Below are 14,306 nucleotides of genomic sequence, written 5' to 3'. Positions count from 1 at the left end.
ATTTTTTTATAATCTATTTGTTTAGGAAATGTTTGATAGCATAACCGGCTGCGACAGGCAGCCAGCCAGTATTACTTTTGTGTAATTTGTTCTATAAATTTCGCGAATATAGCGCTCGTCAACGCGGAACGATTATAAAGCATAAAAATATTTATTGTGGGAAGCGTGAAGGGTGTGGCGATCTTTTTGAGTCTCATGACGTCGCGATATTGCTCGTATAGCGCCACGGGTATGGCACCCAGCAAATCAGTTGAGGCGATCATGGTGGTTATCGAGATGAGAGAGTCGCTGCTAAAACCAATGTTTCTGTCTGCCAGACAGGCTTCAGCGTTCTGTTGATACGCTTTGATTCCGGGTTCCTCACTAAGATAGCGCGTGAATTTCTCGGTACGCAGGTCCTCAAGTGTGGCACTTTCTTTAATTCGGGGGTGATCCTGACGACACACCAGAATGACAGGGTGTTGTACGAAGGGAACGCAGACAACCGAGCGGTTGTTCACCGCGGCCAGTGAGAAGACCAGATCGGCCTTACGGTAGGCGAGTAGATCCTCGGCAGAGTCTGGCGTGATAAGGACATCATGTAACTCAATTTCGTAATTATGCTCCTGCATTAACAATGACATCGGGGCGATAAAAGTATGGGGTGTCAATATTTGTGGACAATAGATGACAAAATTCTTCTTCAGCAAGGAACCGTGCATGATATTGATGGTTTGTTCGAGGTGGTTCAGGTTTTGTTCCAGGTGAATATGGAGATTGGTCCCTACGGTCGTTGGCGTGATCCCTTTGCCTGAACGAATAAACAGGGGGTCGTTAAGCTGGTTTCGCAGGCGCTGCAGTGATTGGCTGACCGCTGATGGCGTTATGTAAAGCGTTTCTGCTGCCTTGCTAATGCTCAGGTGCTGAAAGATACACTCGAAAATCACCAGAAGATTTAAATCAAATTTTTTAAGGTCGTAGAGGTTTGCCATGTTTTATCCTGAGTAAGCCGTGTGGGTTAGCACATTACTGATAACTATAGAACGAAGCTAACCATTTGCCAGACATTCGCTTTACCCGCTTAAATTAAATTGAATGCGGACTTAATATATCACGGCAGGAGATTAATGAAATAGCGCTTCAAGCAGAGTTAAGGTATTTTTATCGTTTAGAGTAATAATAGATATGAATAAAAAAAGTTACGTTTATGCATTGCTATTTAATTATCACATTTTTTTATTTAATAAACGGCAGACGTTACCACTCAATACAACAGTCTTCTTTGATGAAACCTATCACAGCCATAGATACGAATGCCTGTTCTGCGCATTGCCCTGTGCCGCCACGGGTGGTGTAATCAAGACGCTGTTACGGCCTTGATAAAAAGGTTGGTAGAGCGCAACGCAACGTCAGTGAGAGCTGGCACTGAAAGTTCCTGTGGGAAGTTCAGGTATCAGGGCCGCCCATTAGGGCGGCCTTTTTACATTCGGGCTTTTCATTCATTTAGTTCACATGGTTGTCTTGTATGGGTTGTAAGGTATGGCTGATTGATTTGATAATGCAAACGCATTAGCCCTTGCAGTAAAAGTGGGTTACCTTACTTCTCAACGAAAACACGGAGGAAGTACAGATGTCTTTGATTAACACCAAAATTAAACCTTTCAAAAACCAGGCGTTCAAAAACGGTGAATTCATCGAAGTTACCGAGAAAGATACTGAAGGCCGCTGGAGCGTGTTCTTCTTCTATCCGGCTGATTTTACCTTCGTTTGCCCGACCGAACTGGGCGACGTGGCGGATCATTACGACGAATTGCAGAAACTGGGCGTAGACGTTTACTCTGTCTCTACTGACACCCATTTCACCCACAAAGCGTGGCACGGCAGCTCTGAAACCATCGCCAAAATCAAATATGCGATGATCGGCGACCCGACTGGCGCCCTGACCCGTAACTTCGACAACATGCGTGAAGATGAAGGCCTGGCCGATCGTGCCACCTTCGTTGTTGACCCGCAGGGCATTATCCAGGCTATCGAAGTTACCGCTGAAGGTATCGGCCGTGATGCATCTGACCTGCTGCGCAAAGTGAAAGCGGCACAGTACGTCGCTTCTCACCCAGGCGAAGTGTGCCCGGCGAAATGGAAAGAAGGCGAAGCGACCCTGGCGCCATCTCTGGACCTGGTCGGTAAGATCTAAGTTTTGCCCATCCGGTAATCAATGGGCGCACCCGCGCCCATTTCATTTCAGCACCATGATGCAAGTTGCATTCTGGCCGCCTGTAGCAGGCAGCTTGCATGATGACGTTTTTAGAGAGGGAAGAATAATGCTCGACACTAACATGAAAACCCAGCTCAGGGCGTACCTTGAGAAACTGACTAAACCTGTTGAGCTGATTGCAACGCTGGACGACAGCGCTAAATCGGCAGAAATCAAAGCGCTGCTGGCAGAGATCGCCGAACTGTCACCTAAAGTGACCTTCAAAGAAGATAACGCTCTGGCAGTGCGTAAGCCTTCTTTCCTGATCGCTAATCCAGGCTCTGACCAGGGCCCGCGCTTTGCCGGTTCTCCGCTGGGGCACGAATTTACCTCACTGGTGCTGGCGCTGCTGTGGACCGGTGGCCATCCGTCAAAAGAGGCGCAGACGCTGCTGGAGCAGATCCGCGATATCGACGGCGATTTTGAATTTGAAACGTACTACTCGCTTTCCTGCCATAACTGCCCGGATGTGGTACAAGCGCTGAATCTGATGTCGGTGCTAAACCCGCGTATCAAACACACAGCGATTGATGGCGGCACCTTCGGGCAAGAAATTACCGATCGCAACGTGATGGGCGTTCCGGCGGTCTACCTGAACGGTAATGCATTTGGCCAGGGCCGTATGACCCTGACGGAAATCGTGGCTAAAGTGGATACAGGCGCAGAAAAACGCGCGGCGGAAGCGCTGAACAAACGTGATGCTTATGATGTATTGATTGTCGGTTCCGGCCCGGCAGGCGCGGCGGCGGCGGTTTATTCGGCACGTAAAGGCATTCGCACCGGTCTGATGGGCGAGCGCTTTGGCGGCCAGGTGCTGGATACTGTAGACATCGAAAACTACATCTCGGTGCCGAAGACCGAAGGCCAGAAACTGGCGGGCGCGCTCAAGGCACACGTCGATGATTACGACGTGGACGTGATTGACAGTCAGAGCGCCAGCAGGCTGGTTCCGGCAGCGGTTGAAGGCGGGTTACACCAGGTAGAAACGGCCTCCGGCGCGGTGCTGAAAGCTCGCAGTATTATCATTGCTACCGGCGCAAAATGGCGCAACATGAACGTGCCGGGTGAAGATCAGTATCGCACCAAAGGTGTAACCTACTGCCCGCACTGCGATGGCCCGCTGTTTAAAGGTAAGCGCGTGGCGGTAATCGGCGGCGGTAACTCCGGCGTGGAAGCGGCTATCGACCTGGCGGGTATCGTTGAACACGTCACCCTGCTGGAGTTCGCGCCAGAGATGAAAGCGGATCAGGTGCTGCAGGATAAAGTCCGCAGCCTGAAAAACGTCGACATCGTGTTGAATGCGCAGACCACGGAAGTGAAGGGCGATGGCAGCAAAGTGATCGGCATCGAATATCGCGACCGCGTAAGCGGCGATGTTCACAGCGTAGCGCTATCCGGGATCTTTGTGCAGATTGGTCTGTTGCCAAACACCACATGGCTTGAAGGCGCGATTGAGCGCAACCGTATGGGCGAAATCATCATTGATGCGAAATGCGAAACCAGCGTCAAGGGCGTATTTGCGGCGGGCGACTGCACCACCGTGCCGTACAAACAGATCATCATCGCCACTGGCGAAGGTGCGAAAGCGTCACTCAGCGCGTTTGACTATTTGATTCGCACCAAAACGGCATAAAAAAAGAAAATAAGACGACACCTGCAATAGCGAGAGGCCGCCGAAAGGTGGCCTCTTTTTTTTATCGCACCACCATCACCGGAATGTGGGTATGGCGGATCACGCTGGAGGCGTTCGACCCTAACAGGTGGGTGCTGATAGAAGGATTACGTGAACCAATGACCACCACGTCGGCGTTCAGTTCGCTCGCCAGTTCATTGACGGCATCGCGCACGCTGCCAAAACGGACGTGGGTTTTAATGCGCGCCGGGTCGATGCTAAAGTGCCCGGCCATGGTTTGCAGGCGCGTTTCGGCTTCGTTCTGGAGATGCTCTTCGAAGCGGCGCACGTCGGCGGCAAAGCGGTGAAGACTCAGGCTGGCAGAGCCGGGCAGGACGTGTAAAAGATGAATAATTCCCTCCTGCTGCGCCAGAAACTCAGCGTGACGTACCGCTTTGTCACTCAGTTCCATTTCGAAAACATCAACCGGCATAATGATTGTCTGATACATTCCCGCTTCTCCTTGTTGATAAACGCATAATCTATTCAAACACAAAGTATTACTGGTTTCTGTAGCCTCGCCTGCACTTTTTGTCTCACCAGGATAATTCTCAAAACGGCCATATTCACGGGCTAATCCTCAGAGGACGCTACCCTTTTAGGAGCTTACCCACATCCTTTCGGAGGTCGCATGAAAGCACTCACGTACCACGGTCCGCACCATGTTCGTATTGATAATGTTCCCGATCCTGTCATTGAACAACCTGACGATATTATTTTGCGCGTCACGGCTACGGCTATTTGCGGCTCCGATCTGCATCTATATCGTGGGAAGATCCCGAAGGTTGAGCACGGCGATATTTTTGGTCATGAATTTATGGGCGAAGTGGTGGAGAGCGGGCGTGATGTAAAGAATTTGCAGAAGGGCGATCGGGTGGTGATCCCGTTTGTCATTGCCTGTGGCGACTGCTTCTTTTGCCGTCTGCAACAGTACGCGGCCTGCGAGAAAACCAACGCCGGACAGGGTGCAGCGCTGAATAAAAAGCAAATTCCTGCGCCAGCAGCGCTGTTTGGTTACAGCCATCTTTACGGCGGGGTGCCGGGTGGGCAAGCAGAGTATGTCCGCGTGCCGAAAGGTAACGTCGGGCCGTTCAAAGTGCCCCAGTTGCTTTCCGATGATAAGGCGCTGTTCCTTTCCGATATCTTGCCTACCGCCTGGCAGGCGGCCAAAAACGCGCAAATCGAAAAAGGATCGAGCGTGGCCGTCTTCGGCGCCGGCCCTGTCGGCCTGCTGACTATCGCCTGCGCACGGCTGTTAGGGGCGGAACAAATTTTTGTTGTCGATCACCATCCCTACCGGCTGCAGTTTGCCCGGGACCGTTACAGCGCCATTCCCATCAATTTTGATGATGATAACGACGCTGCGGAAAAAATCATTGAGCAGACGGCGGGGCAGCGCGGTGTCGATGCTGTTATTGATGCGGTAGGGTTTGAGGCCAAAGGCAGTACCACTGAAACCATACTCAGCAACCTTAAGATTGAAGGCAGCAGCGGTAAGGCCCTGCGTCAGTGCATCGCGGCCGTGCGACGCGGCGGCGTGGTGAGCGTGCCGGGGGTCTATGCCGGGTTTATTCATGGCTTCCTGTTTGGCGATGCCTTTGATAAGGGAATCAGCTTTAAGATGGGTCAGACTCATGTCCACGCCTGGCTGGGTGAGCTGTTACCGTTGATCGAAAAAGGGTTGCTGACGCCAGAGGAGATCGTGACCCACTATCTGCCTCTCGCGGATGCGGAGCGCGCCTATAAGATTTTCGAAAAACGTGAAGAGGAGTGCCGGAAGGTGATTCTGGTACCCGGTGCAGACACGCCTGAAGCAGCAGAACAGAAAGTGAAAGGCCTGGTAAATGCATTTCCGGGTGGGGTGGTGTAATACAGGGCGTTAGGGTCTATTTGTATAAAGAGGATGCGGGCGCATCCTCTGTGCAACATAAAGGGAAGAGGTTAACGCAGGTACTCGCCTGCGGCTTCCGGCTGGTACAACAGCGCGAGTACTTTCAGATGCGTTGACGCGCCGCCCGGTAATTCCCAGTGGATGGTATCCCCGGTGCGTAAGCCCAGCAGCGCGGCCCCAACGGGTGCCAGAACCGAAAGCTGTGTGCTGCTATCGCTCATTTGTGCCGGGTAGACCAGCGTGCGGGTTAGCTCTTCGCCGGTGGTCAGGTTACGGAACCTCACCTGGCTGTTCATGGTGACCACATCATGCGGCATGGATTCTGGCGTACACATTTGCGCCCGGTCGAGTTCCTCATTCAGCGCGTCGGCAACCGGCAGAGAGGCAAATTCTGCTTTTTCCAGAAGACGGTCAATACGTTCTGCGTCAAGTTCATTAATGATAATTGTGGGTCTGGACATTTATTACTCCATGTCGTTAATGCTGCGCGTAACGCAGAAACCAATCCAAAAGAAAACCCTCGCCGTCTGGCAGCGAGGGTTTAACTCTCCTGATGATACTCATTGCGCGACCCGGTTTGAAGTGATGAACATCACATTCATCTGTCATAGGGATTTTTGGCGAAAAAAGCGCCTGCCGGATGCTGAGCTGAAATTTATTCAGTCTTCATTTTTGGCGGATTGCGTTACGCTGAGTGTCCTTAACACCGGGCAATGAGAGAATCTTATGTATTTCTACCAACCTGCTCTGGGGCATGGCCTGCCGCATGACCCGCTGAACGCGATTATTGGACCACGTCCGATTGGCTGGATCTCCTCGTGTGACAAAGACGGCCAGATGAATCTGGCGCCGTACAGCTTCTTTAACTGTTTTAACTACCGTCCGCCGATCGTGGGGTTTTCCAGCAACGGCTGGAAGGACAGCGTGCGTAACATTACTGAAACCGGCGAGTTTGTCTGGAACCTCGCGACGCGCGACCTGGCTGAAGCAATGAATGAAACCTCCGTCACGCTCCCCCACGGCGAAGATGAATTTTCCTTTGCCGGATTAACTCCCGTTGCCAGTCAACTGATCAACGCGCCGCGCGTGGCAGAAAGCCCGGTGAACTTCGAATGCCGACTCTCCCAGTGCATCCAACTGACGGGCGCTGACGGCACGCCCGTAGATAGCTGGCTGGTGCTGGGGGAAGTGGTCGGCATCCACATTGCCGAAACGCTGCTGGAAGAGGGGATATACCAGACCGCGAAGGCTCAGCCGATCCTGCGCGCCGGTGGCCCAACGGCCTATTATGCCATCAGCGATACGCATCGGTTTGACCTGGTGCGCCCGGACGCGCGAAGGGGGGTAATATGCCCGACGCCTGGCTTCCCGCCGACCAGCAGTTTTTTGCTGACCTTCTCAGCGGGTTGGTGCTGAACCCGCAGCAACTGGGCCGCGTCTGGTTTGCTCACACGCTCGCTGAGCCACCTGCCGGGAGCCTGTGTCTTGAACAGCCGCGGCTAGATGTGGTGCTACGCGGCGTGTATGGCAACCGGCTTATTGCGGCGCAAAAGGCGATCCGTCAGGGAGAGATGCTGTTTTTGCCCGCCCAGGCGGCTACTATGCCGATATTCGAACCGCCGGTAATGTTGCTGAGTGTTGTCTTTGCGCCCTCCTGGCTGGGGCTGGCGTTCCAGGCCCCCGGTCATGGTCTGCCAGCAAAGAAGGTCGACATTCCTCATCCTGAAAGAGGGGAGTGTACCGCGATGCTGATGGCGCTAACGCATCTCAGCGCGTCAGCGCAGGATCAGGACATTATTCAGCCGCTGGTTCTTAGCCTGCTGCGCTGGTGCCGTAAGGTTGCCTCTTCCCCTCCTCAGCCGGGGATTTCGCGAAAGGATTTTCTCTACCGAAGCATTTGTCACTGGGTGCAGGAGAACTATGCGCAACCCCTTTCACGCGAAAGCGTCGCCGCGCTATTTACCCTCTCCCCGAATCATCTGTCACGCCTGTTTTCACAGCAGGGAACCCTGAGTTTTGTGGATTACGTCCGTTGGGTGCGAATGGGTAAGGCACGCACTATCCTGCAAAAATATCACCTGCCAGTCGCCGAGGTCGCGAGGCGCTGCGGTTATCCTGATAGCGACTATTTCTCCAGGCTGTTCCGACGCCAGTTTGGTCTGACGCCGGGGGAATATCGCGCGCGTTTTTTGTAGCGGTCAGAAGGTGATTTCGGCATTCAGCAGGTCAAGCAGAGCCTGCGGGGAATCGGCTGCGAACAGCGCTTCCCTGAACACCTTGTTCACCAGCTTGCGTGCTAGCTGAGAGAACACTTTGACGTGGTTATTTCCCTCCTCTGCCCCGAGCGTCAACATAATCACCAGCCCGACGTCGCCCATATCCGATTCCCAGTCGATGGGCTTGGGTAGACGGGCTATGCTGATGCTGGAGTGACGTATCCACTGTGATTTAGCATGCGGAATAGCCACCCCAAACCCTACGGCGGTGGTGACAATCTCTTCCCGCTGCCAGATATCTTCTTCCAGCTCCAGCGGGGTCTCGGTACGCCCCAGAATAGCCAGATTACCGCACAGATACTGGAGCACCTGTTCTTTTGAGGTGAGCGGTTCGTAAAATACGATGGTTTCCAGCGCCAGCAGCGGGCGCGGTGGCTCTTCGGGGGTGAAGCCGGCAAGCAGCGTTTCTATTTCGTTCGCGCTGCGGCACTCGCAGGCTTGCGCCGCCAGAGCCTGACAGGCGCCGCTCTCAAGATGACGCACCTGCGCTTTGACGCCCGGGATGCGTGGTCCGCTCATGCTTAATTCGTCTATCCCGAGGCCTAAAAGCAGAGGAAGATAGCGACGTTCCCCGCCCAGTTCGCCGCAGATGCCGACCCATTTTCCATGGTGATGGGCGGCGGTGGTAATCTGGCGCAGCATGCGTAAAAACGACGGTGTAACAGGATTGTACAGCGGAGATACCCGCGGGTTGTTGCGATCGACCGCGTAAAGATACTGGGTCATGTCGTTGGATCCGATGCTGAAAAAATCGACCTCCTCACAGAAGTGGTCGATGATAAAGCAGACGGAGGGCACCTCCACCATAATGCCCAGGGGCAGAGTTGTGGTATGGCGTAACCCTTCTGCGGTCAGCTCCTCGCGTACCTGTTGCAGCTCTTGTTTGACCCACAGTATTTGATCGAGACTGTGCACCATCGGGATCATCAATAGCGCGTTGCCGCTGGCTCCTGCGCGTAAAATGGCGCGAAGCTGGGTGCGGAACAGGTGGACAAACTCAGGATAAATACGCACCGCACGATAACCGAGAAACGGGTTCTCTTCCGGCGCAATAGAGAGGTAGGGGATCTGCTTATCACCGCCAATATCCATGGTTCGGAAGATGACGGGCTTACCCTGGGCGGAGAGCAGCACCTGTTGATAGGCCTCAAATTGTTCCTGTTCGTCCGGCGCGGTGTCCCTGTCCATATAGAGCATTTCGGTCCGAAACAGACCAACACCCTGTGCGCCATTGGCGAATGCGCCGGGCGCTTCCAGCGCGCTGCCGATATTGGCCGCGATATCCACTGACACATTATCCCGGGTGAGCGCCGGTAGCGCCGCCGCCTGGATTTGCTGCTGATGGCGCTTGTCCGCAAGGCGTTGTGCCACGCTGTAGTAGTGGTTAACGGCGATGTCGGGTTCCAGCACCAGCACGCTGCAGACGCCATCCAGGATCGCCGCTTTACCGATAAAGGGCACGAGAGAGGAGACGGTTAAACCACTCAGTACCGGGATAGAGGCGGCACGGGCCAGAATTAAGGTGTGCGATGTGCGGCCCGTTTTTTCCAGCACCATCCCTTTTAAGTGGCGGATATCGAGGCTCAAAAACTGGCTGGGGGTTATATCTTCCGCCACCAGAATGGTGGGGGCGTCCAGGGAAAATGTCAGGGCAGGCTGCAGCGCCGGCCAGGTGATGCTCAACAACTGCTCGCTAATGTCGCGAATGTCGCTGACGCGCTCGCGCAGGTAGTCGCTGGCCGAGAGCGAGAGCTTATTGCAGATCTGCTCCATATTGCGAATGATGGCCTGGGCGAGGCTCAGCCGCGCCTCGCGCATCAGACGGCGAATATTGCCGCCAAACTCCTCATCCTGAATCAGTGACAAATGGGCGCTGATAATGGTTTTACTCTCACCGTCCAGTCCGCGCAGGCGCTGGTTAAGCTGCTCCGCAAGCGTCGCCAGGCTGTGCTCCAGGCGCATACTATCCTCAGGCGTGGCCGGATTCTGGCGGTAGCGCTGCAGATTATCGTTCTGCCATCCCCGCAACGTCCCGGCAGCGATTCCGCTGGCAAGCGTGATGGCATGCTGTAACTGCGGATTGAGTCGCACCAGCGAGCGGGGCAGGGGATGGGCGATGTGTGGCGCGTCGCCAGATGGAATGCTGTCGCTGTCGATCAATGCCGTATTGATATACTGCTCAAGAGCACGTCTGGCCTGCTCCTGGTCGCTCCCGGCGATCTCCAGCACGCAACTGTCGTTAAACAGCGTGCCGGTACTGATCAGCGCCAGCGAACTTTTGCCGTCCGCATGGGTGTTCAGGCGTTTATTGATAAAACGAATATCGCTGCGCCATGCGCTGCACTGTTCCTTTAACGCCCAGGCCGGCCGGGCGTGCAGGCCGTTGGGCAGTGGGCAGAAAAACTCAATCGAAAGCATACTTTCTCCTGTGCGCGTGAGGTCAGCACCTGAAGTCCGTCAGGTGAGCGACGGTCTCACGATCGATACACGCCGCCAGGGCAACAAGCAGTTGATGGGTGTCATCAATGTCTTTTTCGTCGGCGATAGAGGCCGCGCAGTGCCCGTGTCGGGTCGGTGGACCAAGCACCACCGTCGGGATACCCGCGCCGGTAAGATGGATAGCGCCGCCGTCGGTTCCGCCATTGCTGAACATATCTTTCTGTAAGGGGATACCCAACGAGCGCGCCACGTTTTCAATTAACGCCGTTAATTTTGGCGAGGCGATGAGCGTTTTGTCGTACAGTACCAGCATTGGCCCCTTGCCGATCTGGCGGTGGTTGGCGTTGCCGTAATCAAAGTTGTTTGACCAGCAGGCGGTATCAAGCACCAGCGCAAGGTCAGGGGTCATGATGCGCGCGGTGGTTTGTCCGCCGCGCAGGCCAACCTCTTCGCTGGAGCTGGCCACCAGCCACAGTTCGCAGTCGAGCGGCGTGTGGTGTAGCTCGCGTAGCAGGGTCACCAACAGATAACAGCCGAGGCGATCGTCAAAGGCTTTGCCCATCACCCGGTGATGGGGCAGAGGATTAAAAGGAGTATCAAAGGTTACGCGGTCGCCTGCATCTATACCGCTGGCAAACACCTCTTCTGCTGAGGTGGCGCCGATGTCCACACGCAGGTTACTTACGGTGTCGCCTTTAACCTCGCCATCCAGCAGACCGTGGATTTTAACCCCGGCGCGCGTGGTGATGCGAACCGGCTGAAGCGTGCGTGCCATCATGCGCACATTGCCAATCGGCAGCACATCGATCGCGCCCTCACGGGATATGCTGCGCACCATAAAGCCAACCTCATCCATATGCGCGCAAACCATCACCTTCGGCCCGGTACTCTGGTTAACGCGGATGAGCACGGAGCCGAGGCGGTCAAACTGGACCTCTTTGTGGTATTTATGCGCCTGCGCGATCATAATGTCGCGCACCTCCTGCTCCGAGGCGGCAATCGCGTCAGCCTCGCTCAATGCGCGCAGTAATTCTTTGTCCATCAGCGCTCTCCCGTCAGTAGCAGCGATTTATCCATGGTGTAGAGCACTTCAGCACCCGTTTCGGTCACCAGAACCATATCTTCAATTCTCACGCCGCCCTGGCCTGCAAGATAAATACCGGGTTCGACGGTTAATAGCATGCCGGGCTGGATAAGCGTTGCGTCGGTGGGTGAAAATCTTGGATTTTCATGGACCTCAATACCGATGGCATGCCCGGTATTGTGGCCAAAATGTGGGCCGTAGCCCGCGTTCTCAATGACCCGGCGTGCGGCATTGTCCACCTGATGGCAGGGAATGCCTGGCCGGATAGCCCGGAGGGCGGCAAGCTGCGCTTCCAGTACGATCTGGTAGACCGCATAAAGGGGATGTTTATCTGGCGCGCGAGGGTGCCCGGCGACGAGGAATGTTCTCGTCATATCCGAGCAGTATCCCTGACGTTGCGCGCCAAAATCGACGGTAACAAGCTCTCCTGGGGCGATGACCTTGTCAGTAGCTTTGCCGTGCGGTAGCGCGCCACGGTGCCCGCTGGCAACGATGGTGTCGAAAGCGGGGTTATCAGCCCCTTGCTGCTTCATGTACCACTCCAGCTCAGCCGCCACCTCGCGCTCGCGCATGCCGGGCTGAATAAAGCGCCGGATATGCTGCGCAGCGCTGTCGGCAATGCCGCAGGCCGCGCGGATACGGGCGATTTCGTCCACCGTTTTTATCTGCCGGAGCGCATCCAGGGAGATACCCCGCAGCGTCGTCTTTAACGTATCACCCCACTGCATGCCGGTTTGCCAGCTCACATGCTCGCCTTCAAACCCCAAAGTGGCGAGATGTTCATCGGTAATAATTCGGTTTACCGCCACGGCAAAGGGGGTGGCGATATCGAGCAGATGCATCTGGTAGCCCACTACGCGTGAGGCGATATCGCTGAAATAGCGGAAATCGACGAGGATATGGGCGTGCGCTCGCGTCACCAGCACGTACCCCGACCCGGTTGCCATACCCAGGTGGGATTGTTTGTTCTGACGCGAGGCGATTAACACGCCATCGAGATTTTCCTCTGCCAGCCAGTGGCGAAGCGTTGTCAGTAAATCCATCGTTGACTCCGTTACAGCGTATCGATGGTGAGTTTTCCGCGCTTATGCATGTTGTGGCGGATAGTTACCACCAGCAGCGCGGTAATGACCGCGCCGACCAGAATGCTGAGCATATAGGCCCCCAGATTGGTCACCAGCGGCCACGCCCAGATGGCGGATTCCGGGAACCACTGGACGGCACCCAGCGCGGTGGCGGTCATCGCCCCGGCAATTGCACCGATCATGTAAGCGGGCAGCGTAGCGAGTGGGTTTTCCAGCAGGAAAGGGATTGCCCCTTCGCTGATCCCCATAAACGCGAGGAACATCGCGGTTTTACCCTGCGGATAGAGCTGCGGGCTGAACAGGCGTTTTCCGGTCAGGCGGTGATCGATAAGCGTCGCCAGGCCAAGGCCAATCGGTGGAATGACGATCGCCACGGCGCGCGAGGTAATCGGCAGTACGCGATCGGTGGTTAACCCCAGCCCGACAAAACCGGCTGCCTTGTTGATGGGCCCACCGAGATCAATCGCCGTCGCGGCGGCCATGCCGATGGCATACATCATCGAACCGGCCTGGCCCGCCGCGAGCAGCAGGGCACGCATACCTGCGTTTAACCAGCCGCCAATCGGGGTAATGACGTAGTACATCGCCAGCATCACGAACAGGGCGGAAAGGATTGGGATCAGGAAGGTGCTTTTAAAGGCCAGCAGATAGTGCGGCAGGTTAATGCGGGAATTTAACGCTTTCACCAGATAGCCTGCGGCGATGGCGATGATCAGCGCGCCAATAAAGGTGGAGGGAACGGGTTTTGTCGCAAGCCAGGTCAGTTTTTCCGGACTGAAATTCAGTACCTGCGTGGGCTGTGTCGCCACCAGTCCGCCAATAAATCCGGCCGGGAAGGCCAGCTTACCGCCAATGGAGTTGGCCACAAAGGCCGAAAACATCGGGATCGCGAAGCTGAACAGCAGTCCGCCGAAGGATTCGGTCAGATAACCAAATTTCAACACTGAAAGGGTAAACCCGGTGAATTTGCCCGAGTTCAGCGCCTCCATAATGCCGGTATCCGGCGGGATTTTCAGCCAGACGTAGGCGATCAGCTGTGAAATAGCGAGGATCACCCCGCCCATAATGAGCGTCGGCACCATACGGGAAATACCCGACATAATGTGTTGAGGAAGCGCTTGCCAGAAAGCATTGCCTGTTAGGGTGGGCGCAGGTTTGATTGCGAGCGTATCCCCCTCATGACGTACCGGGTGAACCGCAGTGCGTTTTTTAATTGCCATGACGAAAACCCCTGAGTGTGACGATTATTATTGTTCTGCAGCCATCATCTCTTCGATCTCTTTCAGGGTGCCTGCCGCATTTTTGATGGCGTCCTGAAGCGTGATTTCGTAGACGTCGCGTGTTTCAAATCGCTCGTTGTCTTCCGGGGTAATGGCAATGGCGTGGATGATAATGTCTGCGCTGGCGATATCTTCCGCCGTTAAGCGATTCTGGATCCCGTCTGCGCCCTGGGTTTCAATTTTGACGTCATAGCCAGCGTCGAGGGCGGCATCTTCCAGCGCCTGAGCGGCCATAAAGGTATGCGCCAGTCCCATTGGGCATGCGCACAGTGCAATCAGTTTCTTAGCCATGTGAAATTCCTCCTGTAATTGACTCCGCGATTATGGCGGGGAGGTTTCAGGGCTG

Annotated in this window: 12 protein-coding genes and 1 pseudogene; 5 read left to right on the top strand and 8 right to left on the bottom strand. The window is 55.1% G+C overall.

Going from position 1 to position 14,306, the window contains the following annotated elements:
• Positions 1-71: 71 nt before the first annotated feature.
• Positions 72-971, bottom strand: a complete 900-nt coding sequence (gene citR, locus NL510_RS16575) for a DNA-binding transcriptional repressor CitR (protein ID WP_253378252.1) — start codon at positions 969-971, stop codon at positions 72-74.
• Between the two features lie 638 nt (positions 972-1,609).
• Here citR and ahpC point away from each other — a divergent pair.
• Complete coding sequence (ahpC, locus tag NL510_RS16570) at positions 1,610-2,173, top strand: alkyl hydroperoxide reductase subunit C (RefSeq protein ID WP_032638815.1); 564 nt, start codon at positions 1,610-1,612, stop codon at positions 2,171-2,173.
• Positions 2,174-2,300: 127 nt separating this feature from the next.
• Positions 2,301-3,866 (top strand): alkyl hydroperoxide reductase subunit F, encoded by a 1,566-nt coding sequence (gene ahpF / locus NL510_RS16565; RefSeq protein ID WP_253378250.1) that lies wholly within the window; start codon positions 2,301-2,303, stop codon positions 3,864-3,866.
• Positions 3,867-3,927: 61 nt separating this feature from the next.
• On the opposite strand, the gene uspG is transcribed toward ahpF, so the two are convergent.
• The gene (gene uspG / locus NL510_RS16560; RefSeq protein ID WP_253378248.1) at positions 3,928-4,356 is read right to left on the bottom strand and encodes a universal stress protein UspG; all 429 of its coding nucleotides are present in this window, start codon (positions 4,354-4,356) and stop codon (positions 3,928-3,930) included.
• Positions 4,357-4,536: 180 nt separating this feature from the next.
• On the opposite strand from uspG, the gene NL510_RS16555 reads away from it, so the two are divergent.
• Positions 4,537-5,775 (top strand): zinc-dependent alcohol dehydrogenase, encoded by a 1,239-nt coding sequence (locus NL510_RS16555; protein WP_253378247.1) that lies wholly within the window; start codon positions 4,537-4,539, stop codon positions 5,773-5,775.
• Positions 5,776-5,846: 71 nt separating this feature from the next.
• Here the strand turns inward: NL510_RS16555 and rnk are convergent, their stop codons facing one another.
• Complete coding sequence (gene rnk / locus NL510_RS16550) at positions 5,847-6,257, bottom strand: nucleoside diphosphate kinase regulator (protein WP_253378244.1); 411 nt, start codon at positions 6,255-6,257, stop codon at positions 5,847-5,849.
• A 265-nt stretch (positions 6,258-6,522) separates the two neighbouring features.
• Here rnk and NL510_RS16545 point away from each other — a divergent pair.
• Positions 6,523-7,134, top strand: a pseudogene (locus tag NL510_RS16545) (flavin reductase family protein); the annotation flags it as partial.
• 11 nt (positions 7,135-7,145) lie between these two features.
• Complete coding sequence (locus NL510_RS16540) at positions 7,146-7,991, top strand: helix-turn-helix transcriptional regulator (protein ID WP_253378242.1); 846 nt, start codon at positions 7,146-7,148, stop codon at positions 7,989-7,991.
• 3 nt (positions 7,992-7,994) lie between these two features.
• On the opposite strand, the gene ptsP is transcribed toward NL510_RS16540, so the two are convergent.
• Genes ptsP through NL510_RS16515 form a run of 5 tightly spaced genes read right to left on the bottom strand, consistent with a single transcriptional unit; the run spans position 7,995 to position 14,251 of the window.
• Positions 7,995-10,490 carry a phosphoenolpyruvate--protein phosphotransferase gene (gene ptsP / locus NL510_RS16535; RefSeq protein ID WP_253378240.1) on the bottom strand — a complete coding sequence of 832 codons (2,496 nt, stop codon included), beginning with the start codon at positions 10,488-10,490 and terminating at the stop codon, positions 7,995-7,997.
• A gap of 22 nt (positions 10,491-10,512) precedes the next feature.
• Positions 10,513-11,553: an aminopeptidase gene (ypdE, locus tag NL510_RS16530; RefSeq protein ID WP_253378238.1), complete on the bottom strand. Its 1,041-nt coding sequence runs from the start codon at positions 11,551-11,553 to the stop codon at positions 10,513-10,515.
• Positions 11,553-12,638, bottom strand: coding sequence for an aminopeptidase (gene ypdF, locus NL510_RS16525; protein ID WP_253378236.1), 1,086 nt, complete (start codon positions 12,636-12,638; stop codon positions 11,553-11,555). Before ypdF ends, ypdE begins: the two co-directional genes overlap by 1 nt.
• An 11-nt stretch (positions 12,639-12,649) precedes the next feature.
• Complete coding sequence (locus NL510_RS16520; RefSeq protein ID WP_253378234.1) at positions 12,650-13,900, bottom strand: PTS fructose transporter subunit IIC; 1,251 nt, start codon at positions 13,898-13,900, stop codon at positions 12,650-12,652.
• Between the two features lie 27 nt (positions 13,901-13,927).
• Complete coding sequence (locus tag NL510_RS16515; protein WP_253378232.1) at positions 13,928-14,251, bottom strand: PTS fructose transporter subunit IIB; 324 nt, start codon at positions 14,249-14,251, stop codon at positions 13,928-13,930.
• Positions 14,252-14,306 lie beyond the last annotated feature (55 nt).

Origin of the sequence: unidentified bacterial endosymbiont (genome assembly GCF_918797525.1) — a bacterium.
Classification (GTDB): Bacteria; Pseudomonadota; Gammaproteobacteria; order Enterobacterales; family Enterobacteriaceae; genus Enterobacter.
Note: the sequence above shows the minus strand (reverse complement) of the source record. Positions and strands in the feature narration are given on the sequence as shown.